This is a genomic window from Paraburkholderia xenovorans LB400 (assembly GCF_000013645.1).
Classification (GTDB): Bacteria; Pseudomonadota; Gammaproteobacteria; order Burkholderiales; family Burkholderiaceae; genus Paraburkholderia; species Paraburkholderia xenovorans.
Window position 1 is genome coordinate 795880 of sequence record NC_007952.1, and the last position, 21249, is coordinate 817128.

A 21249-nucleotide genomic window follows, 5' to 3' on the forward strand; every position below is an offset into this window, starting at 1 on the left:
GCTCGTGCCCCAGCAAGTTTTATGCTGCAAATACTTATAACCGACGCTATGGACGGGGCAACTTGATCTGGATCATCCGGATGCGGACAGGCCGGGACGCTTTCGTCTGGGTCTGGTCAACGGCGAGGCGCAATACGACGGACTGGAAAAGCGCCTCGCGCTGGCGCCGGTCATTACCGTGCGACCATCACGATGGAAGGGGACGCGAACGCGCTGTATCCCGAACCGGCTGCGTACGCGAAGAAGTTCACCGGTAAGTATGCGCACCGGAACATTGGCGGCGGTATTGGGCACAACCTGCCGCAGGAGGCGCCGAAAGCATTCGTTGCAAATCGGCAGTCGCCAGAGCGTCCAAACTGCCCAATTCTTCAGTCAAATCAATGCGATGGACCCAAGGGTAACTACCTACAAAACAGTGCGCCAGACGCCGGTTTAACAAAGTTAGAATGTTTCATCTAATTCTGCATTGCAGAACGGATCGAGGGGACTGGTAGTCGTCAGGCGAACAATCGGCATGCTTGCAGGCCGTTTTCGCCTACCTCCTCTGAAGTGGTTGGTAGATTTTAAAGAAGGAGTACAGAGTGTATTTTTCGATGCCGGATCAGTTTATCTCCATGCAAAGTGCCAATGTTGCCGTCGCATTTGCGATGACGCAGCAAACATTCCAGTATTTTGAAGAACTGGCCAAATTGAACCTGCAGGCAGCCAAAGCCACGCTCGCCGAGAGCGAGCAGGCCTGGCAACTGGCGACCTCCGGTAAGACGCCGGTGGAATTGTTTGTTCATCAAGCCGGCAACGTGAAACCGGTGGCGGAGAAAGTGCTGTCGTACAACAGTCACCTGTTCGGCATTGCGAATAGCGTGCAGGCCGAGTTTCTGAAGCTCTTCGAAGATCGCTTCGCGCAGTCGAACGCGAAAATGCAGACGGTAGTGGACGACTTCGCCCGCAATGCGCCGGCAGGTTCGGAGGTTGCGGTCACCGTGTTCAAGTCGGCGGTTTCCAGTGCGGGCGCAGCCTACGACGCAATGCGCAAAGCCACCGCGCAAGCCATTGCAATGGCGCAGGCAGGCCAGTCGTCAGCATCCGCATCTACGCGCGTCAAATAAGGCAAACCAGCCAACAGCAATGCTCATGCAGCCGGCGGAATGCTCCGCGGCTGTTGCTTCGCTTTCCTGCCAGCAGGACGGATCGGCCGATTCGGAGACGAAATGGGTATCGCATTGCTTGCCAACCCGTTCGAAGGGCGATCCGAAGGCGCCTTAAAAAAGTCAGCCGGGAATGTAATGGGAAGTCACGCCTCTTTTAAGAACGATCTTCTGCATATCGAAACGATAGTCACAACGCTTGAGAGACTAACTTCCAGAGGTGATTCTATGGCTTGCACGTCGTTAGTGAACGAGCCGGGTTATTGGCGTCAGCGCATCGAGGCAATACTGAATCAGCGCGAAATATCGAAGATTGATCGCGAGCATGCCGACGCTTTATTGAGGCGGTTGCGGGGCATCGTAAAGATACCCTCGTAAAGGCGGAAGAATCGATCCGGCATCTGGGATGCCGGTTCGGAACGAATCGGCCGGTAAGCCAGTACACAGGAGAGCGAAATGACCCATGAAGGTTCTGAGAGCGGTTTGAAAGTGCTGTCGGCGCATGCTTCAGGCAGTCATCGACTCGTGGTGCGCGCGGCGCTCCACGGTATGCGCATTGCCGCGATCTGGCAGGTGCTGTTGCCGTTTTCCCGCAACGTCGAAAAAGTCGCTGTGACGACGCGTCCCGGCAGCGGTTTCGAAGAGGTCACGATCGCACTCGCGCAAGCGCAAACCGAGTGGGTGGATGCAATGATCGCGCGCTTCAGGAGCATGTCCTGGGTGACCAGCGCGACGCTTTGCTGAGTGGCATGTCCAACGCAGCCGTGACCTCTGCGCTACGGTTTATTCCAGTGCGGCAGCCGGGCCGAAGAATTCATAACGGCTTTGTGATTCCGGTACGCCGATCGCCTTCAGGTGCTTCTTGACCGCCTTCATGAATGCGATCGGCCCGAGGAAATAGACGTCGACGTCGCGCGTTTCCGGCAGCCATGCGTCCAGACGTGTTTCGTCGAGATAGCCGATGCCATCTGCGTCGGCATCGTCCGCGCGGCGCTGTTCGTAGCAATAGAAACGCTTCAATTGCGGGTGACGCGCGGCGAGTTGCTCGATCGTGTCGCGGAACGCATGAACGCCGCCATGACGCGCCGAGTGGATGAAGTGCACGACGCGATTGGTATGCAACGCGGCTTGCAGCATGGCCAGCGTGGGTGTGATGCCCACGCCGCCGCTAATCAGCACGAGCGGCTTGTCGCCAGGTTCGAGCGTGAAGTCGCCGGCCGGCGCAAACAGTTCGATCGTATCGTTTTCATTGAGGTGCGTATGCAGATGGCTGGACACCTTTCCGTTCGCTTCGCGCTTTACGCTGATACGGTATTCGCAGCCATTCGACATGGCCGAGAGCGAGTAATTGCGGCGCACTTCTTCGCCGTCGATATACAGCCGCACGCCGATATATTGGCCCGGATGGAATGCGAGTAACTCGCCATTGTCGTCGGGGCGCAGATAGAACGACGTGATCTCGTCGCTCTCCCGCACCTTACGTGCAACGCGAAAGAGCCGCGTGCCGCGCCAGCCGCCCGGTGCCGCTTCCCGCTCGGCGTAGATCTTTTCTTCGAGCCCGATCAGCAGATCGGCAAGTTGTCGATACGCGGCGGCCCACGCTGCGATAACCGCATCCGTTGCGATTTCGGCGCCGAGCACTTCGCGGATGGCTCGGAGCAGGCACTGTCCGACAATCGGATAGTGCTCCGGCAGGATATTCAATGCGACGTGCTTGTTGATGATCTGCGAGACCAGCCCGCCGAGTTGTTCGAGCTGATCGATGTGGCGCGCGTACATCAGCACACTGTTGGCCAGCGCGCGTGGCTGTGCGCCGCTTGCCTGATTCGCGAGGTTGAACATGGGCCGCACTTCGGGATGTTCGCCGATGAGAATCCTGTAGAAGTGCGTGGTCAACGCTTCGCCTCCGCTCTCGAGAAGAGGAACGGTGGCTTTGACGATAGCGCGGTGTTCGGCGGAAAGCATAGGTAGCCCTGGTGGTGAGTGGATAGTCAGTCGTGCATCGACTGTCGCGCCTTTTCTATCCATGTTTTGTGCCAGGTATAAAATGCAAACAAATCAATGATCTGAATTCGATAATGGTCAATTCGACCTTGGTCGCAAAGACTCCAGACGGAGTCAATCTGACTGCGCAGGCACTGCTCGACGTTCTCACGCCCCTGATCCTCGACCTCTCGCGCGACCTGTCCTACCGCGAGCGTTACCGCCGTCTGCTCAGCAGCCTGCGGACGCTGTTTCCCGGCGACGCGGCCGCGTTGTTGCGGCTGGAAGGCGACACGCTGGTGCCGCTCGCGATCGACGGTTTGAGCAGCGATACGCTTGGGCGGCGCTTTCGTGTCACCGACCATCCGCGCTTCGAGCAACTTCTGTCGCGCCCGGAGCCGACGCGTTTCGCCGCCGACTCCGATTTGCCGGATCCTTACGACGGCCTCGTGCAAGGCGCCGCCGGGCATCTCGAAGTTCACGATTGCCTCGGCTGTCCGCTGTTTGTTCGCGGCCGGCCGTGGGGTTTGCTCACGCTCGATGCATTGGACCCGGCGCGCTTCGATAGCATCGACATGGCTTCGCTACAGGCGTTTCTGAGCCTTGCCGCTGCCACGGTGAGTGTTGTCGAGCGGATCGATACGCTGGCGCGTAGCGGCGAGGAAGAGCGGCGGCGCGCGGAGGCCTACCGGCAGGCGAGCAGCCAGAGCCGGCGTGAAATGATCGGCAGCAGTGAAGCCCACACGCAGTTGATGCAGGAAATCGAGGTTGTCGCCGGCAGTGATCTGACTGTGCTGATCACCGGCGAGACTGGCGTCGGCAAAGAACTCGTGGCCAACGCGATTCACGCGCTCTCGTCGCGCGCGAATAAGCCGCTCGTCAGTCTGAATTGCGCCGCGCTGCCCGACACGCTCGTGGAGAGTGAACTGTTCGGGCATGTGCGGGGCGCATTCTCCGGCGCGTCGTCGGACCGGCGTGGCAAATTCGAACTGGCGGACGGCGGAACGATGTTTCTCGACGAGGTGGGAGAACTGCCGCTTCTCGTACAGGCCAAGCTGTTGCGCGTGCTGCAGAACGGCCAGTTGCAGCGGATCGGTTCGGACCACGAACACCAGGTCGACGTGCGGCTGATCGCGGCCACCAATCGCGATCTCGCGGAAGAGGTGCGCGCCGGGCGCTTCCGCGCGGACCTCTATCATCGTCTCAGCGTCTATCCGTTACGCGTGCCGCCGTTGCGCGAACGCGGCCGCGATGTGCTGCTTCTCGCGGGCTTTTTCCTTGAAGAGAACCGTTCGCGGCTCGGGCTGCTGAGCCTGCGTCTCGCGGCGGACGCGCAAGCCGCGCTGCTGCGTTATCCGTGGCCGGGCAATGTGCGTGAGCTCGAGCATCTGATCGGGCGAAGCGCGCTCAAGGCGCTGGCCGCGAATCGCGAGCGCCGTCGGATTCTGACGTTGACCGCCACCGACTTCGCGCTGTCAGCCGCACCGGACGAAACCACCGGCCCAACGCCCGCCGATACACCCGGCACCGGCGTGAAGGACTTCCGCAGCGCGGTGACCGAGTTCGAGCGCACCACCGTTCTCGACGCCCTGGCGCGCCACAGCCGGAACTGGGCAGCGGTTGCGCGCGAGCTCGGTCTCGATCGGGCGAATCTGAACCGGTTGGCCAAACGGCTCGGCCTCAAATAAACCGCAATAGGCCTGGCCGCGCAACCACTGCACACCGGCAGCAGCTTGCGCGGCATGTTTCTTCATCGAATCCGGACGAGGAGATCGTTCGAAGAATTCGCAGGTGTCGTCGCGAATGGATCGATGCCGCGCCAGCGCGCCGTTACTCCGCGATCGAAAAGCGCGCCGGGCGCTTTTGCGGCGCTTTGCGGGGACGCCCCACGCGCGGGTTGGCGCCGCGAATGAAGAGAACGGCACAAACGGCCACCATGAACCAGATGCAGAGAACTACCGTCAGAGCGCTCATTTCAGTTTTCAGAAGTTGAGACTGCGATTAATGCTGTCGGCCTGCCGGCCGGTCAATGCGTCGTATGCGGGCCGGCGCCGTCGAGCAGAAGCTCGTCGATCAGGCGCGTGGCCAGTGCCAGTTGCTGTTCGAGCGAGGCGCGCGCCGCTTGCGCCGCCGCCGCGTCGCCGCGCGCAACTGCGTCGTAAGTCTGCGTTGCGAGGCATAACACGCTTTCCGACGCGAGGTGCAGACCGCGCATCGTTCCGGCGTCGGCGCCCGGCACCGGGCTCGTCCATTCGGTCGCCGAAACAGCCGGCAGGCCGGTTTCGAACTCGTCGTCCTGGTCGTGGCGGGAAGACATTTGAGGCTCCTTTTGCGCGATTGGCACGATGCCAGTGTGCGCCCGCAGGGCAGGTTTCAATCCGGCGAACAGAAGCCTGTTTTTTGGTCAATCTGCGGTGGTTGGGTATCAGCATATTCCGCTGAAGAATAGGCGCGCGAACGCGGTGAGCAGCCAGGGTAAACGGCAGTGAATACGTATGAACCCCACCGGCGCCACGTCCGTCACTCCGGCTTCTTTGCGCCCGACTCGTCCTGCGACTCGAGCGCGGCAACCATCTCGCGCACCGCGGTCTGGAGTTCCGGCACGTAGCGCCGTTTCGCCTCCGCGAGCGTGACCGCCCGCGAAAGGAACACGACATTCAGACTCGCCAGCACACGCTCGCGCGAGACGATCGCAACGGCGACCGCGCCGATCTTGCTTTGCGCGGACCAGTCGCCGTGATTCGAGCCGAAGCCGTCCGTACGCACGCGTTTCACGAGGCTCTTTATCAACGCGTCGTTGGAGGCGAGCGCTTTCTGCTCCTCACCGCCCACGCCTGAGCGCAGCAATTCGAGAATGTCCTCGCGCTCGCCGTCGGGGCACATCGCAAAGTAGGCGCGCCCCGCGGCGGTGAGCAGAATCGGCAAACGGCGCCCGACCATCGAACGGTGAAACGAGAGCGGACTGAAACGGTGCGTCGTTTCGCGGATGATCATTGCGTCGCCATCCGGCGTGGTGAGATCCGAAGGCCATGCAACGCGCTGCAGCAACTGCCCCATGATCGGCGGCGCGATCATCGCTATCCGTTCGTTGTCCGTAAAACCTTCGCTCAACGAACGAACCTGCAGCGTCAGGCGGAAACTGTCGTCCGATGCGCTGCGCCGCACGAAGCCTTCCTCCATCAACGTCTCCAGCAGCCGTCGCACGGTGGTGCGATGCAGTCCGGTCAGATCGCTGATCTGCTGGCTGGTGGCGCGGCCGCTTTCCACGGAATTGAGCGCCTGGAGCACCTGCAGGCCGCGCGCGAGTCCCCGCACGCTCGTGTATTTTGTCACCAGAAAACCTCATTAAATCAACTGTGTGCATTCTATGCACATTTCTCACAAATTGTTGAGGCCATACGGCGCGAGTCCTAGACTGCGAGCAAATCAACGATTCAAGGAGACGCGAGATGCCGCATCCCATGCGCGATTTTTTCGCCGTGGCGATACGCAATCGTCACGCCGTGCTCTCCCTGGATATTTCAAACAATTCCGCTATCTGAAGCGGTGGCGCGTTCGGCCGCTCGCGAGAAAGGAGACAGTATGCCCGCATCGAATGATCCGGTGGCCGCCAGCCGCCGCTGCGAAACCGTGTCCGCCGACGTGGCGATTATCGGTGCCGGTCCGGTTGGTTTGATGATCGCCAATTATCTGGGCTTGCAGGGCGTTCGCGTGGTGGTGCTGGAAAAGCTCGAACAGATCATCGATTATCCGCGCGCCATCGGTCTGGACGACGAAGCGCTGCGCGTGTTCCAGTCGGTCGGCCTCGCCGACGTGCTGTTGCCGCACACCACGCCTGACCACTGGATGCGCTTCGTCACGCACACCGGTCACTGCTTCGCGTCGATCGAACCGCGTACCGACGAGTTCGGCTGGTCGCGCCGCAATGCCTTCATCCAGCCGCTCGCGGATCGTGTGCTGTACGAAGGGCTGCGCCGTTTCCCGCATGTCCAGGTGCTGTTCGGCACCAGCGTGAGCGGCTTCACGCAGGACCCGGCCGGCGTGACGATCGAAGCGGACGACGAGAAAGGCGGCCGCCGCACGGTGCGCGCGTCGTACATGGTCGGCGCGGACGGCGGCAACAGCTTCGTGCGCCGCCTGCTCGACGTGCCGTTCGAAGGACGCACGAAACCGAACCAGTGGATCGTGGTGGATGTCCGTAACGACCCGATCGGCTCGCCGCACATCTACATGCATTGCGATCCGCAACGGCCGTACGTATCGGCGGCATTGCCGCACGGCATTCGCCGCTTCGAATTCATGGTTATGCCGGGAGAAACGGAAGAGGAACTGTCGAAGCCCGAGAACATGGCTGCGCTGATCCGCAAGGTGGTGGCCGATCCGCAGAAGGTGGACTACATCCGCAAGCGTGTCTATACGCACAATGCGCGGCTTGCCAGCACCTTCCGGGTGGACCGCGTGCTGCTGGCCGGCGACGCCGCGCACATCATGCCGGTCTGGCAAGGGCAGGGCTACAACAGCGGGATTCGCGACGCGAGCAATCTCGGCTGGAAGCTGGCGATGGTGGTCAAGCAACTCGCCGGCGACGCGTTACTCGACACCTACACGGCGGAGCGCCGCGCGCATGCGCGCTCGATGATCCATCTCTCGGAAGTGGCGGGCGACATCTTCGCGCCGACGAGCCGCTTCGGCATCAAATTCCGTGACGCCTTCGTGCGGACCTTCAACGTAGTCCCCGCCATGAAGCGCTACTTCGTGGAGATGCGTTTCAAGCCGATGCCGCGCTACGAAACGGGTGTCGTCCTGCTCGCGGAGCGCAAACGCAAGCATGGCGTGATGGCTCGCGTGCTGGAACGCTCCGGTCATTCCGCACCCGGCCGGCTGCTCGGCCTGATGAGCGAGAAGCGCGAGTCGCTGCTCGGCCGCCTCGTGTACGGCCGTGATCCGTCGTGTCATTCGCCGGTCGGGCGCATGTTCATTCAGCCCCGTGTGCGCACGGCGGAAGGCAGCGTCGTGCGTCTCGACGACGTGCTGGGCAGTCGCTTTGCGATTATCGGCTGGGGCTCGGATCCCACCTTTGGGTTGTCGCCGCTCGCGCGCGAAACGTGGCAACGCCTCGGCGGCTGTTTCGTGCTCGCCAAGCCCGACAACCAGCTGGATTTTCATGACGACGTGCCGGCGGGCGTGATCGCGATCGGCGATGTGCAGGGCCGGCTTAAGGAGTGGTTCGCGCGTGTGCCGGAGTCGGTCGTGCTGCTGCGGCCCGATCGTTTCGTCGCGGGTATGTGCACGCCGCAGCAGGTGTCGGACTGCATTGGCGAACTGGCGCTCAAGCTCTCGCTGAAGCCGGCTGAGCAGCCCGCGGTGAAGCTTGCGGTGCCTGAGCGGGCCGTCGCGCCAGAAAGCGTCGCGGGTGTTGCTGCCGTCGCTGCCGTTGCGACCCGAGCCTGACATGCCGGTATTGCTCGAATGTCTTTCCCACACGCCGCTTAGCGGCTACTGTGATCCGGCGCCGGAAGTCGTCGCGGAAGTCGGGCGGATTCACGCGGCGGCGCGCGCACGCGTTGCGGACTTCGATCCGCAACTGGTCGTCGTGTTCGCGCCTGACCACTACAACGGTTTCTTCTACGACGTGATGCCGCCGTTCTGCATCGGCGCTTCGGCGAGCGCGGTCGGCGACTTCGGCAGTCTGGCGGGCCAGCTTGCGGTCCCCGCCGACCTCGCGCTCGATCTCGCGCAAGCCGTGCTCGCGGCCGACGTCGACGTTGCCCTGTCGTACCGGATGCAGGTCGACCACGGCTGCGCGCAGGCGCTGGAGATTCTCACCGGCTCACTGGACCGTTATCCGGTCGTGCCGGTGTTCATCAACTCGGTCGCGCCGCCTATGGCGTCGTGCCGCCGCGCGCGTTTGCTCGGCGACGCGCTGGGCCGCAGCCTCGCGCGTTCTGGCCAACGCGTGCTGGTGATCGGCTCCGGCGGCATTTCGCACGAGCCGCCGGTGCCCGAACTGGCGGGCGCCACGGACGAAGTCGCCGAGCGCCTGATCGCCGGCCGCAATCCGTCGCGGGAAGCGCGGGCGGCGCGCCAGGCCCGCACCGTCGCGGCGGCCCGCGCGTTCGCCGCGGGCGACAGCCGCCTGCATCCGCTGAATCCCGAATGGGACCGCGCGTTCCTGAAGCTGCTCGAAGAAGGGCAGTTGCCCGCGCTCGACGGCTTCACCGACAGCGCGATCACGCGCGAGGCAGGCAAGTCCGCGCACGAGGTACGCACGTGGATCGCCGCATTCGGCGCGCTGCAGGCGTACGGACCTTATCGCGCCACGCTCGATTACTACCGGCCGATCCCCGAGTGGATCGCGGGCTTCGGCGCGATGCATGCGCGGCCCATTGCCGAAACCGCCTGACGAATCACGGAACCCGATATGAACCACCGAAGCAATGCTGAAGCGCTCGCCCTGCGGCTGCGCGAATCCGAACGCACGCGTCAGACCATCGCGCCGTTGCGCGACGACGAGCGCTTCGCCCATCTGCACGCAGCCGATGCCGCCGGCCTCGCCTATGCAGTGCAACAGATCAACGTCGAGGCGCGAGTGGCCGCCGGCGAGCGGATTGTGGGCCGCAAGATCGGCCTGACTTCACCCGCGGTGCAACGGCAGCTCGGCGTCGATCAACCGGACTTCGGCGCGCTGTTCGCGTCGATGGCGTATGGCGACAACCAGCCGATCCCGCTCGGCGAACTGATCCAGCCGAAGGTCGAAGCGGAAATCGCGCTCGTGCTCGAACACGATCTCACGCATGAAAAGCACACCTACGCCGACCTGATTCGCGCAACCGCGTACGCGGTCGCCGCTATCGAAGTCGTGGACAGCCGCATCGAAGGCTGGAATATCCGCTTCGTCGATACGGTCGCGGACAACGCGTCGAGCGCGCGCTTCGTGCTCGGCAGCCGCCCCGTGCTGCTGCGCGACGTCGATCTCGCGGCTTGCGCGATGACCCTTTCGAACGATGCCGAAACGCTCTCGCGCGGCAACGGCGCCGCGTGTCTCGGCAATCCGCTGAACGCCGCCGTGTGGCTCGCGGACCGGCTGCAGCAGCTCGGCACGCCGCTGCGAGCCGGCGACGTCCTCATGACCGGCGCGCTCGGCCCGATGGTCGCGGTGACGCGGCCCGGCACGTTCAGCGCGCAGATCGAAGGCCTCGGCAGCGTTCGCGCGATTTTCTCCGCATAAGCAATCACCCGACTGAGGACTCACATGGCAAGCGAAAAACTCAAGGCTGCGATCATCGGCTCCGGCAACATCGGCACCGATCTGATGATCAAGATCATGCGGCACAGCGAACACCTGGAGATGGCGGCAATGGTCGGTATCGACGCGGCGTCCGATGGGCTCGCGCGCGCCGCGCGGCTCGGCGTCGCCACCACGCACGAAGGCGTGGAAGGCCTGACGCGCCTGCCGGTGTTCGATGACATCGACTTCGTGTTCGACGCCACCTCGGCCGGCGCCCATGTGAAGAACGACGCGTTTCTGCGCGCGCTGAAACCCGGCATCCGGCTGATCGACCTGACGCCTGCCGCGATCGGTCCGTACTGCGTGCCGGTCGTGAATCTCGACGCACATCTGGACAGCCGCAACGTCAACATGGTGACGTGCGGCGGTCAGGCAACGATTCCGATGGTGGCCGCGGTCTCGCGCGTGGCGAAGGTGCACTACGCGGAAATCGTTGCGTCGATCAGCAGCAAATCGGCCGGTCCCGGCACGCGCGCGAATATCGACGAGTTCACCGAAACCACCTCGAAGGCAATCGAGGCCGTGGGCGGCGCGGCCAAAGGCAAGGCGATCATCGTGCTCAATCCGGCCGAGCCGCCGGTGATGATGCGCGACACGGTCTACGTGCTGTCGGATCTCGCCGACCGCGCGCAGGTGGAAGCCTCGATCGAAGCGATGGCCGCTGCCGTGCATGCGTATGTGCCGGGTTACCGTCTGAAGCAGAAAGTGCAGTTCGACGAAATCGCCGCCGACGTGCCGCTGAACATTCCGGGCCTTGGCCGCTTCAGCGGTTTGAAGACCTCGGTGTTCATCGAGGTCGAAGGCGCGGCGCATTACCTGCCGGCTTATGCGGGCAATCTCGACATCATGACCTCGGCCGCGCTCGCGACCGCTGAGCGCATGGCGCAATCCCTCGTGCAGGCTTAAGGAGACGCTTCTCATGGACAGGAAACTCTATATCTCCGACGTGACGCTGCGCGACGGCAGTCACGCGATCCGTCATCAGTATTCGATCGACAACGTGCAGCAGATTGCCCGCGCGCTCGACAGCGCAAAAGTGGACAGCATCGAAGTCGCGCATGGCGACGGTCTGCAAGGGTCGAGTTTCAACTACGGCTTTGGCGCGCATAGCGACCTCGAGTGGATCGAAGCGGTCGCCGACGTGGTCGGGCACGCGCAGATCGCCACGCTGCTGTTGCCCGGCATCGGCACGATTCACGATCTGAAGGCGGCGTACCAGGCGGGCGCGCGTATCGTGCGGGTCGCCACGCATTGCACCGAAGCGGACATCTCGAAGCAGCACATCGAATACGCGCGCGAACTCGGCATGGACACGGTCGGCTTCCTGATGATGAGCCACATGACCACGCCGGAAAACCTCGCCGTGGAAGCGAAAAAGATGGAGAGCTACGGAGCGACGTGTATTTACGTGGTCGACTCCGGCGGCGCGATGAACATGAACGACGTGCGCGCGCGCTTTCGCGCATTGAAGGCCGTGCTGAAGCCGGAGACGAAGACCGGCATGCACGCGCACCACAACCTGAGCCTCGGCGTCGCGAACTCGCTCGTCGCGGTGGAAGAAGGTTGCGACCGCATCGATGCGAGCCTCGCGGGCATGGGCGCGGGTGCGGGCAATGCGCCGCTGGAGGTGTTCATTGCCGCGGCCGAGCGCGCCGGCTGGCACCACGGCACCGATCTCTACACGCTGATGGACGCCGCCGACGATATCGTGCGGCCCTTGCAGGACCGTCCGGTACGCGTGGACCGTGAGACGCTGGCGCTCGGTTACGCGGGCGTGTATTCGAGCTTCCTGCGGCATTCCGAAGTAGCCGCGAAGAAGTACGGCCTGAAAGCGGTCGACATTCTGGTCGAGCTGGGCAAGCGGCGCATGGTCGGCGGCCAGGAGGACATGATCGTCGACGTGGCGCTGGACCTGAAACGCGCGGCCGGCGTCTAGCGTTTTTTTACAAGGCTCGCGGCCGCCCGAGCCGCGGGCAACCACCCAGCGCTATCGCCGCCAAGAGCGATGCTGAAAACACATTGGAGACTTTTCATGCAGCGATCAACCAACACTCGCACCACCGGTGCCGTCACGATCGGCCTATGCCTGATCGTCGCGTTACTGGAAGGGCTGGATCTGCAATCGACCGGCGTCGCGGCGCCGCGCATGGCCCGCGAATTCCATCTCGCGGTCGCGCAGATGGGCTGGGCATTCAGCATCGGCGCGCTCGGCCTGCTGCCCGGCGCGGCGATTGGCGGACGGCTCGCCGACAAGCTCGGCCGCAAGCGCGTGCTGATGCTCTCGGTCGCGCTGTTCGGCATCTTCTCGATTGCCACCACGCAGGTGTGGGACCTGAACAGTCTGCTGGCCGCGCGCTTTCTCACGGGACTCGGTCTGGGCGCCGCAATGCCGAACCTGATCGCGTTGTGCTCGGAAGCGGCCTCGCCGGATCAACGCAACACGGCAGTGGGCGCGATGTATTGCGGCATGCCGTTCGGTGCGGCGCTCGCGGCGGTGATCGGCATCGTGAGCCCGGGTGATGCGGGGTGGCGGCATATCTTCTATGTCGGCGGCGTCGGACCGCTGCTGGTGCTGCCGCTGCTGGCGATCTTCATGCGCGAGTCGGCGCATTTCGTCGCCGCGCGCTCGGGCGGCTCGCGTGGGTCGGGCGCGCCGTCCGGCATCGCGCAGGCATTGTGGAAGGAAGGGCGAGCCGGCACGACGGTCGCACTGTGGATCAGTTACCTGGGCACGTTGATCGTGCTGTACTTCCTGATCAACTGGCTGCCGTCGCTGGTGCTGAGCCGTGGGCTCACGCGCGTGCAATCGGGCGTCGTGCAGATGATGTTCAACATCGGCGGCGGCATCGGCGCGATCGTGATCGCGAGCCTGATGGATCGCATCGGCAAGCGTCGCACCGTGACCGGCATGTATCTGGGCATTGCCGCGGCATTGGCCGCGCTCGTGGCGGCGAGCGGCGGTGTGTCGATGGCGTGCGGCGGCTTGCTCGCGGGTCTGTTTCTGGTCGGCGGTCAGTCGGTGCTGTATGCGCTCGCGAGCAGCGTCTATCCGACGCACGTGCGTGGTACCGGCGTGGGCGCCGCCGTGGCGGTGGGGCGCATGGGCTCGATTCTCGGACCTTTGATCGCCGGCCAGTTGCTGGCGATCGGGCAGAGCGCATCCGTGCTGCTGAGCGCGAGCATTCCGCTGATCGCCGTCGCGGCGGTCGCGGCGTGGCTCGCCGTCGGCAAGCCGGCGCCGGTCTATGCGTCGGCTGCCGCGCAATGACGCAATGACGCGATCGCACAATAGAGCCGCCGAATGCTGCCCGTGCGCGACCGGGCGGCGTGCGCGGTCAATCAATTCTCTTCAGATCAAGGAAAGCAACATGACCTCGAATGTATCGGCAATCACCGAAGCGTCGACCAGCAAATTCGTGCGTATCAAGGAAGGCGACGGAGAAGTGCAGTTGCACTACAACGACGCCGGCCAGGGCGCCGAAACCGTGGTGATGCTGCACGGCTCGGGCCCAGGTGCGAGCGGCTGGGCCAACTTCAATCGCAACGTCGAGCCGCTCGTCGCGGCGGGCTATCGGGTCATCCTGCTGGACTGTCTGGGCTGGAGCAAAAGCGATCCGGTCGTGTGCGACGGCTCGCGCTCCGAACTCAACGCACGTTCGCTGAAGGGCTTGCTCGACGCGCTCGACATTGAGCGCGTGCACATCATCGGCAATTCGATGGGCGGTCATAGCGCCGTGGCGTTCGCGCTCGCCAATCCGCAGCGTGTCGGCAAACTGGTGTTGATGGGCGGTGGAACCGGCGGCCCCAGCCAGTTCGTGCCGATGCCGACAGAAGGCATCAAGCTGCTGCAAGGCCTGTATCGCGAACCGACAATCGACAACCTGAAACGGATGATGAACGTCTTCGTGTTCGACGCCAGTGCGCTGACCGACGACCTGATGCAGGCGCGGCTCGACAATATGCTGGCACGTCGTGACCATCTGGAAAACTTCGTGAAGAGTCTCGCGGCCAATCCGAAGCAGTTCAACGACTTCGGCCCGCGTCTGGGCGAGATTGCGGCGCCGACGCTGGTGATCTGGGGGCGCGACGACCGCTTTGTGCCGATGGACGTGGGCCTGCGCCTCGTCGCGGGTATGCAGAATGCCGAGATGCATATTTTCAGCCGCTGCGGGCACTGGGCTCAGTGGGAACATGCGGAGAAATTCAACCGTATGGTGGTGGACTTTCTGGCGCATTGAAGCTTGCCGCGCGCATGCCGGTGAAACGCGGCGGGCCACGCAAGGGCGCCGCCATCCAGCTATTTATTTCGGACTGCCGTCTTACTGCGTGCCGCCCGGTGCCGGTGTCTGCGGAGCAGGATTGACGCGTGCGGATTGCCGCACCAGTTCCTGCGTTATGGCGGCGGCAACGGGGTTCGACCCGCCGTGATCCTGGCTGCCCGGCGCGGGCTGGATTGGCGGCGGCAGCGGCAGCGACGGATCGGGTTTGGAAGACTCCCTGACGAGCTGTTCCGTCATGGCCGCCGCGACGGCATTCGAACCGTGGCGGCCCAGGTCGTCACGCGCATGGTTGACGGGCTGCGCCGCATTGGCCTTCGCAGTCACCGAATCGCGCGTTTCGGTTGATCCGGGTGTACGGACCTGTTTATGGCGCGGTTCCGGCGGCCGTGTGGCCGCTTGCGCCTCGCTGGTGACGGGGCCGGATTGGGACGCCAACGGCGCGCCCGCGACCTCGCCCGTACTGTTCGCAGACGGCGAAGCGGCGACCACGTTGCCGCCCGTTACATGCGTGCCGTCCAATCGCGGATCCACCGCCGCCGCAGTGGCGGAGTTGGCCGTTACCGCATCTTGCGCCGCTCCGGAGCGCTCGCCTTTCGGGAGCAACTGGTAAGAGATGAATCCCAGATCCACCAGAACCAGCGCGATTATCAACGCCTTGCCTGTATTCGTCATATCCAACACCGAGTCGTTCGAGTGAGGTGATCGAATCATGATAATCGACTGTCCAAAAACATTTGGAGCGGCGTTCTGCAACGCGATTTATTCGGTTTTCTCCGTACGTTTTGACACCGTTTTGACACCGCGTGTCAGCTACCCGCGGTCTCCGCGCGTTTCGCCCCGAAGTCCCAGCGTTGCGCCTGCACCGTGTCCACCCTGGCAGGCAACAATCCGGCCTGAAAAAACGTATCCGCAATCTTTTGCTGCTCGCCGAAATTCTGCGCAAGAACAGGACGCACCGCATAACTGCGGCGCGCATTCGCCCGTTCGATGGTGGCGGCGTCGTGGTCGACGGAAGCCACGTACGGGTCCTACGTGATCCACGCATCCACGCTGCCGCGCTCGAAGGCGGCGCGGCCATCGTCCGGCGTTTCCGTTAAGCGTCGCCGCCTTGCGCCACGATCAGATCCAGCGACCCGGCCAGAATCGATCTGGCAAGTTCAGGGTCGTCGACCGCACGCGCCAGCGTCACCGCACCCACAATGGTCGCAACGATGCCGAGCGCCAGGCTTTCGCTATGCCCCGCTAGCGTCTGCGCTATCTGCGATGCGAGCGTGTGCACGTAAAGCGTCAGACGTTCGCGAATTTCCGGCGCCGCATGCCGCGCTTCGCCGGCAAGCGCGCACAGCGCGCACCCACTGCCGGGATTCCTGATATGACGGTCGCTCAGGAACACGTCGGCAATTGCGCGCAACGGGTCTTTCTTCGCCGATCCGGCCGCGCCCGAGCCCGTGCTCAACGCGGCGATACGTTTCTCGCTCTGGGCGACCGCATATTCCAACGCCTCCACGATCAGCGCGTCACGCGAAGCAAAGTGGCCGTAGAACGCGCCGTGCGTGAGCCCGGCGCGCCGCATGCAGTCCGCCACGCCGAGCGACTCGATCCCGCCTTCCCGGATTTGCCGCGCGGCTGTTTCCAGAACGCGCTGCCGGCTTTCTGCTTTCTGCGCCTGCGAGTAGCCCATTTCCGTCACCCTCTTGACAATCTGTATGACGAGCATAATACTGAAAATGTGCATGATGATCAACATGCAGATTGTCCGGATAACGGCATCTTGCGAGATGTCCGTGTGCAGCGGCGCTTTGCCGCCTGACTCAATCGTTCCAGCCGCTGCGCCGCCGCGATGTCCGGTGCGTGAGCGGCGTAATCAAGGAGAGAGATGATGCGTTTCACTGGAAAGACAGCGTTGGTGACTGGCGGGAATAGCGGCATTGGTTTCGTCACGGCAAAACTTCTGATCGCCGAAGGAGCGCGGGTGGCGATCACGGGCCGCGATCGCGCGAAGCTCGACCAGGCGGTGGCCGAACTAGGAGAAAACGCGCTGGGCGTGCAGGCCAATCTCGACGACGAAGCGGCGATCGGCGCGCTGTTCGAACAGATCAAAGGCGCTTTCGGGTCGCTCGACATCGTCTTCGCCAACGCCGGCATCTCCGGGCCGACGCCGCTCGGCGGCACCTCGGCTGCGGCGTTCGAGGCGATTCTTCGCACCAACCTGACAGCGGTTTTTCTGACGGTCCAGGCAGCGCTGCCGCTGATGAGCGCGGGCGGCGCGGTGGTGTTGAACGGCTCGGTGATGCGCGAACTCGGTTCGCCGGGGTCGGCGGCGTATTCCGCTACCAAAGCCGGCATTACGGGCATGGCGAAGGTGTTCGCGTCGGAACTCGTGCAGCGCGGCATTCGCGTGAATACGGTGATTCCCGGCGGCACGCGTACGCCGATCTGGACGCGTGGCGCGCGTGAAGGCGCGACGCTCGACGGAACCGAACAGGCGTTTGCGCCGCGCATTCCTATGGCCCGCCTCGCGAGGCCGGAAGAAGTCGCGGCAGCGGTGCTTTTCCTTGCGTCCGGCGACGCGTCGGGAATGACGGGCGCCGAGATCGTCGTGGATGGCGGCACGATCGGCGCGCCGTGGGGGGCGCCGATTTTCCGCCAGCGCTGAAGCGGATTGAAGCCGGGTCCGCGGCGGGGCGCCGCGATCCGCCCGAAGGGCATTTTTAACCAAGACGGCCTCGCACGGGACTGGGTATGCTTAGGCCTATTCAGCCAATTCCTGCGAGGACATCAAGGTGCCGCATTATCTTTGCCATGAGCAGCCGGATCTGCTGGACTTCGAAACGGCCGTGATCGCCGCACGGCCCGGCGCGGTGGTGCTGGGCCGTTCCGCGCTGCATCCGGGCGGCGGCGGCCAGGTGTCGGACGCGGCCACGCTCACGCACGCGCACGGCGCGGTGCGTATCACCGGCGTCGCGGCGGAAGGCGACGTGCTGTGGCATCTGCTCGACGAGCCGCTCGAACTGGCCGGCAACGTGCACGTGGCTATCGACGCGGCGCGGCGCGCCACGGTCGCCCAACTCCATACCGCTACGCATATTCTCAACGCGTTGGTGTATCAGCGCTTTGCCGGCGCGCTCGTGACCGGCGCGCAGATCAACGCCGACGGCACAGCGCGCATGGACTTCGATCTGCCCGACGCGGACAATGACGCGCTGCGCCTGCTGGAAGAACCCGCCAACGAGGTAATCCGCAACGCAATGGAGGTGCGCGTCTACTACGTCAGCGCTGCCGAAGCGAAAGCCACGCAAGGTCTGATCCGCAGCCTTTCGGTCGCACCGCCGCCGACGCCGGACGGCACGGTGCGCATCGTCGAAATCGGCGATCTGGACCGGCAGGCGTGCGGCGGCACGCATCTCACCAATACCGCGCAGTCGCGGCCCATCCGCATCGCGAAGATCGAGAACAAGGGCCGTCGCAATCGCCGGGTCAGAATCGAACTGGTTTGAAGGGCACACGGAGCGCGAGCTATGGAGACATCGGAGAAAAGCGAGCCGGAGGTGGTTTGCTGGCGCGACGGCGCGCTCGACGGCGCGTGTCTTGCAAGCGCCCGTTACGGCAATCACAAGTTCGACCGGCATCTGCACGACGAACTCGTCATTGTCATGACAGAGGCTGGCGCGGGCCAATGTCATACGCGTGCAGGCAGCGAGATTGCCGGGCCTGGCAGCGTGCTGGTTTTCGGGCCCGGCGAATACCATAGCGGCGAGGTCTGGGAAGGCCGCGAATGGATTTATCGCGCCATCTATCTGGACATGGAAGGTCTTGGCGCGCTCAGCGCGGTCTTCTCTTCCAACTCGCGCGCCGACAAGCCGCTGTTGATTCCACCTGGCCTCTACCAGGACCCGCATCTCGCAAGCCTGCTGGTCAAGGCGCACGCCAGCCTGGATGAACGGGGCTCCGTCTCGCTAATGGAGCGTCAGGCGAACTGGTGGGCCGCAATGGGCATGCTGGTCGGGCGCTATGGGCGTTCAGGCGAGGAACTGGTCGAACCGCGGCGCGAGGCACGCAAGATGGAGCAGGTGCGCGAGTACGTCGCCGCCAATTACGAGCGGGATATCTCCGTCGACGAACTGGCGGAACTGGTCGGCTTGAGCCGCTATTACCTCACGCGCGCCTTCTGCAAGGCGTTCGGCTTGCCGCCGCACGCATACGCGACGCAGGTGCGGTTGCTGGCGGCGAAGCGGATGCTCGCGGCGGGCCACAATGCGGCGACGGCCGCCGCAGCGGTGGGGTTCTACGATCAAAGCCATCTCAACCGCCTGTTCAAGCGCGCGTATGGCATCACGCCAGGCGCGTATGCGGCGTTGAAGCCGGGGCATTAGGCGGCGCGAGGTTTGCCACCACCATCACGCTTCTAAAGGCACGTCTTCGATCAACGTCGCCTGCACCGCGCGAATCCGTCGGTCGACGAAATACCCGCCGCCCTCCACGTAACGCAGATAAAGCCGCCCGCACAACGAGCATTGCCACACGGCGCACCGGTTATACGGAAAGTATCTCGGCGCGATAGGCGCATCCGCTGCCCAGTAAGTGGTTTTGCCCGGCAGATACTCGGTGAACGTCGGCTCCGGATCGTCCTCCCGCAACAACGTGCCGATTTCCTCGAACTGCGTTTCATCGAGCGACAGAGGTTGCGATTGCCAGCCTTCCAGCGGTGTTTTCGCGCACGAGCAGGGAGCGGCGGCGCACGCCTGCGCAGCGCGCGCGAGTTCGAGGAAGGCTGCCGTGTTCAGGTATTGCGCCATGAGGTCCGCGATCAGTTGTTCATCATCCGTTGCCGGTGCGGAACGACCCATGAGCGGTCGAACCCGCCGTCGGCAATCGACTTCAACGCCGCCATTTCTTTCGCATGCTGGCGACGCGCGCCCGCGATCACCGCTTCCGCGTCGGCGGGGGCGATGGCGAGCAGGCCGTCTTCGTCGCCGACAATGATATCGCCAGGATGCACCACCGTGCCGCCGACCGTGACCGGCACGTTGATTTCCCCCGGTCCGTTCTTGTACGGGCCACGATGCGTCACACCGCGCGCGTACACCGGAAAATCGCGCTGGCGCAGCGCGCCGACATCGCGTATCGCGCCGTCTATCACGAGACCCTGCACGCCGAGACTTGCCGCGAAGCTGGCCATGATCTCGCCCATCAGCGCCTGCGTGAGTTCGCCTGCGCCGTCGATCACGAGCACGTCGCCGGGCCGGCAAAAGTCGAACGCGCGATGAATCGCGAGGTTGTCGCCCGGCCGCGTGTGGACCGTGACGGCGGTGCCGGCCATCGCTCGCGGCTGATGATACGGCCGCAAGCCCACCATGCCGCTCGCGCGCGCCATGTTGTCGCTCAGCAGCGAGACCGCGAGTTCACGCAGTGCTTCGAGTGTGGCCGGGTTGGCCTGCGGCGCGGACTCGTATTCGCGCCATCCGATTGGGTTCATACCGTTGCTCCTTGAGTTGCCGGTGTAGCGAGTTGTCGATCGAGTTGCCGCGAGAGCCGTGCATACACGGCGCGCGCGTTGTCTTCGTAGATACGCTGGCGGTCCGCGTCGCTGAGCCATCCGATGGCGTCGATATAGCGGCGCGTGTCGTCGTAATAGTGGCCGGTCTCCGGATCGATGCCCTGCACCGCGCCGATGGTTTCCGACGCGAACAGGATGTTGCCGACCGGAATGACCTTGGCGAGCAGTTCGGTGCCGGGCTGGTGATAGACGCAGGTGTCGAAGAACACGTTGTTCAGCAGGTATTCGCTGAGCAACGGGCGCTTCATGTCCTGCGCGAGTCCGCGATAGCGTCCCCAGTGATACGGCACGGCGCCGCCGCCATGAGGAATGACGAAGCGCAGTGTGGGAAAGTCGGCGAACAGGTCGCCCTGCAGCAGTTGCATGAACGCCGAGGTGTCGCCGTTGATGTAATGCGCGCCCGTCGCATGGAAATTCGGATTGCACGACGAGGAGACGTGGATCATTGCCGGCACGTCGAGTTCCACCATCGCTTCATAAAGCGGATACCAGCAGCGGTCCGTGAGCGGTAAGCCGGACCAGTGGCCGCCCGACGGATCCGGATTCAGATTGCAGCCGATAAAACCGAGCTCTTCGACACAACGCCGCAATTCGGCGATGCAGTTCGCGGGCGGCACGCCGGGCGCCTGCGGCAACTGGCACACGCCGACAAAGTTGCTCGGAAAAAGTCCGCACACGCGGTGCACGAGGTCGTTGCATTCGCTCGACCAGCGTGCGTTGGCTTCGGCGGTGGCGAGGTGATGGCCCATGCCGGCTGCTCGCGGCGAGAAAATCGTCAGATCGGTGCCACGTTCGCGCTGAATCCGCAACTGGCCGGTTTCGATGCTCTCGCGAATCTCGTCGTCGCTAATGACAGGCCGGGGCGGCGGCGTACCGCCGTCCCTGAGCGCGGCGATCTGCTGATCGCGCCAGGCTTCGTGCGCAGGTGGCGCGGTCGTATAGTGACCGTGGCAATCGATGATCATGGTGTGCAAATCCTGTGAGTTGTCGTTGCGC

At 63.8% G+C, this 21249-nt stretch carries 22 protein-coding genes and 2 pseudogenes; 15 read left to right on the forward strand and 9 right to left on the reverse strand.

Annotated elements, in window-relative coordinates:
• Window positions 1-97: 97 nt before the first annotated feature.
• The 4 genes and pseudogenes from BXE_RS44535 to BXE_RS25510 all read left to right on the forward strand — a co-directional run.
• Window positions 98-324: pseudogene (locus BXE_RS44535) on the forward strand (alpha/beta hydrolase); the annotation flags it as partial.
• A 269-nt stretch (window positions 325-593) separates the two neighbouring features.
• The gene (locus tag BXE_RS25500; RefSeq protein ID WP_049782353.1) at window positions 594-1106 is read left to right on the forward strand and encodes a phasin family protein; all 513 of its coding nucleotides are present in this window, start codon (window positions 594-596) and stop codon (window positions 1104-1106) included.
• Between the two features lie 102 nt (window positions 1107-1208).
• On the forward strand, window positions 1209-1523 hold the full coding sequence (locus BXE_RS25505; protein ID WP_040124007.1) for a hypothetical protein: 315 nt from the start codon (window positions 1209-1211) through the stop codon (window positions 1521-1523).
• A gap of 78 nt (window positions 1524-1601) precedes the next feature.
• Window positions 1602-1889, forward strand: coding sequence for a hypothetical protein (locus BXE_RS25510; RefSeq protein ID WP_011491014.1), 288 nt, complete (start codon window positions 1602-1604; stop codon window positions 1887-1889).
• A 39-nt stretch (window positions 1890-1928) separates the two neighbouring features.
• Here BXE_RS25510 and hmpA read toward each other — a convergent pair whose 3' ends face one another.
• Entirely contained in the window at window positions 1929-3110 is a 1182-nt protein-coding gene (gene hmpA / locus BXE_RS25515; protein ID WP_011491015.1) for an NO-inducible flavohemoprotein, read from the reverse strand.
• A gap of 113 nt (window positions 3111-3223) precedes the next feature.
• On the opposite strand from hmpA, the gene norR reads away from it, so the two are divergent.
• A complete protein-coding gene (norR, locus tag BXE_RS25520) occupies window positions 3224-4816 on the forward strand; it encodes a nitric oxide reductase transcriptional regulator NorR (protein WP_011491016.1) in 1593 nt (530 codons plus the stop codon).
• Between the two features lie 338 nt (window positions 4817-5154).
• Here norR and BXE_RS25525 read toward each other — a convergent pair whose 3' ends face one another.
• Together BXE_RS25525 and BXE_RS25530 are read right to left on the reverse strand one after the other, a co-directional pair.
• Window positions 5155-5445 (reverse strand): hypothetical protein, encoded by a 291-nt coding sequence (locus BXE_RS25525; RefSeq protein ID WP_011491017.1) that lies wholly within the window; start codon window positions 5443-5445, stop codon window positions 5155-5157.
• 203 nt (window positions 5446-5648) lie between these two features.
• Window positions 5649-6461, reverse strand: a complete 813-nt coding sequence (locus BXE_RS25530) for a DNA-binding transcriptional regulator (protein ID WP_011491018.1) — start codon at window positions 6459-6461, stop codon at window positions 5649-5651.
• Between the two features lie 249 nt (window positions 6462-6710).
• Here BXE_RS25530 and BXE_RS25535 point away from each other — a divergent pair, with 249 nt between their 5' ends.
• The 7 genes from BXE_RS25535 (at window position 6711) to BXE_RS25565 (ending at window position 14654) form a co-directional block, all read left to right on the forward strand.
• Window positions 6711-8579: a bifunctional 3-(3-hydroxy-phenyl)propionate/3-hydroxycinnamic acid hydroxylase gene (locus tag BXE_RS25535; RefSeq protein WP_011491019.1), complete on the forward strand. Its 1869-nt coding sequence runs from the start codon at window positions 6711-6713 to the stop codon at window positions 8577-8579.
• Window position 8580: 1 nt separating this feature from the next.
• A complete protein-coding gene (locus BXE_RS25540; protein ID WP_011491020.1) occupies window positions 8581-9531 on the forward strand; it encodes a 3-carboxyethylcatechol 2,3-dioxygenase in 951 nt (316 codons plus the stop codon).
• Between the two features lie 18 nt (window positions 9532-9549).
• Complete coding sequence (locus tag BXE_RS25545) at window positions 9550-10356, forward strand: fumarylacetoacetate hydrolase family protein (protein ID WP_011491021.1); 807 nt, start codon at window positions 9550-9552, stop codon at window positions 10354-10356.
• Window positions 10357-10380: 24 nt separating this feature from the next.
• Window positions 10381-11322 carry an acetaldehyde dehydrogenase (acetylating) gene (locus BXE_RS25550; RefSeq protein ID WP_011491022.1) on the forward strand — a complete coding sequence of 314 codons (942 nt, stop codon included), beginning with the start codon at window positions 10381-10383 and terminating at the stop codon, window positions 11320-11322.
• A 13-nt stretch (window positions 11323-11335) separates the two neighbouring features.
• Window positions 11336-12352, forward strand: coding sequence for a 4-hydroxy-2-oxovalerate aldolase (gene dmpG, locus BXE_RS25555; RefSeq protein ID WP_011491023.1), 1017 nt, complete (start codon window positions 11336-11338; stop codon window positions 12350-12352).
• A gap of 96 nt (window positions 12353-12448) precedes the next feature.
• Complete coding sequence (mhpT, locus tag BXE_RS25560) at window positions 12449-13684, forward strand: 3-(3-hydroxy-phenyl)propionate transporter MhpT (RefSeq protein WP_011491024.1); 1236 nt, start codon at window positions 12449-12451, stop codon at window positions 13682-13684.
• A gap of 100 nt (window positions 13685-13784) precedes the next feature.
• Window positions 13785-14654 carry an alpha/beta fold hydrolase gene (locus BXE_RS25565; protein WP_011491025.1) on the forward strand — a complete coding sequence of 290 codons (870 nt, stop codon included), beginning with the start codon at window positions 13785-13787 and terminating at the stop codon, window positions 14652-14654.
• Window positions 14655-14735: 81 nt separating this feature from the next.
• Here the strand turns inward: BXE_RS25565 and BXE_RS25570 are convergent, their stop codons facing one another.
• The 3 genes and pseudogenes from BXE_RS25570 to BXE_RS25580 all read right to left on the reverse strand — a co-directional run bounded on the left by BXE_RS25570 (window position 14736) and on the right by BXE_RS25580 (window position 16443).
• Entirely contained in the window at window positions 14736-15368 is a 633-nt protein-coding gene (locus BXE_RS25570) for a hypothetical protein (protein ID WP_011491026.1), read from the reverse strand.
• A gap of 134 nt (window positions 15369-15502) precedes the next feature.
• A pseudogene (locus BXE_RS25575) lies at window positions 15503-15784 on the reverse strand (aliphatic sulfonate ABC transporter substrate-binding protein); the annotation flags it as partial.
• 5 nt (window positions 15785-15789) lie between these two features.
• Complete coding sequence (locus tag BXE_RS25580) at window positions 15790-16443, reverse strand: TetR/AcrR family transcriptional regulator (RefSeq protein WP_148222999.1); 654 nt, start codon at window positions 16441-16443, stop codon at window positions 15790-15792.
• Between the two features lie 132 nt (window positions 16444-16575).
• Between BXE_RS25580 and BXE_RS25585 the strand changes: the two genes are divergently transcribed.
• From BXE_RS25585 to BXE_RS25595, 3 genes are all read left to right on the forward strand, one after another.
• A complete protein-coding gene (locus tag BXE_RS25585; RefSeq protein WP_040124960.1) occupies window positions 16576-17352 on the forward strand; it encodes an SDR family NAD(P)-dependent oxidoreductase in 777 nt (258 codons plus the stop codon).
• A 127-nt stretch (window positions 17353-17479) separates the two neighbouring features.
• Window positions 17480-18193 (forward strand): alanyl-tRNA editing protein, encoded by a 714-nt coding sequence (locus BXE_RS25590; protein ID WP_011491029.1) that lies wholly within the window; start codon window positions 17480-17482, stop codon window positions 18191-18193.
• Window positions 18194-18214: 21 nt separating this feature from the next.
• Complete coding sequence (locus BXE_RS25595) at window positions 18215-19069, forward strand: AraC family transcriptional regulator (protein WP_011491030.1); 855 nt, start codon at window positions 18215-18217, stop codon at window positions 19067-19069.
• A 24-nt stretch (window positions 19070-19093) separates the two neighbouring features.
• Here the strand turns inward: BXE_RS25595 and BXE_RS25600 are convergent, their stop codons facing one another.
• The 3 genes from BXE_RS25600 to BXE_RS25610 are packed head-to-tail and all read right to left on the reverse strand — an operon-like array spanning window position 19094 to window position 21218.
• On the reverse strand, window positions 19094-19492 hold the full coding sequence (locus BXE_RS25600; RefSeq protein WP_011491031.1) for a hypothetical protein: 399 nt from the start codon (window positions 19490-19492) through the stop codon (window positions 19094-19096).
• Window positions 19493-19503: 11 nt separating this feature from the next.
• The gene (locus BXE_RS25605; protein WP_011491032.1) at window positions 19504-20172 is read right to left on the reverse strand and encodes an RraA family protein; all 669 of its coding nucleotides are present in this window, start codon (window positions 20170-20172) and stop codon (window positions 19504-19506) included.
• Window positions 20169-21218 carry an amidohydrolase family protein gene (locus BXE_RS25610; RefSeq protein WP_011491033.1) on the reverse strand — a complete coding sequence of 350 codons (1050 nt, stop codon included), beginning with the start codon at window positions 21216-21218 and terminating at the stop codon, window positions 20169-20171. The genes BXE_RS25605 and BXE_RS25610 overlap by 4 nt, the downstream gene beginning before the upstream one ends.
• Window positions 21219-21249: the final 31 nt, after the last annotated feature.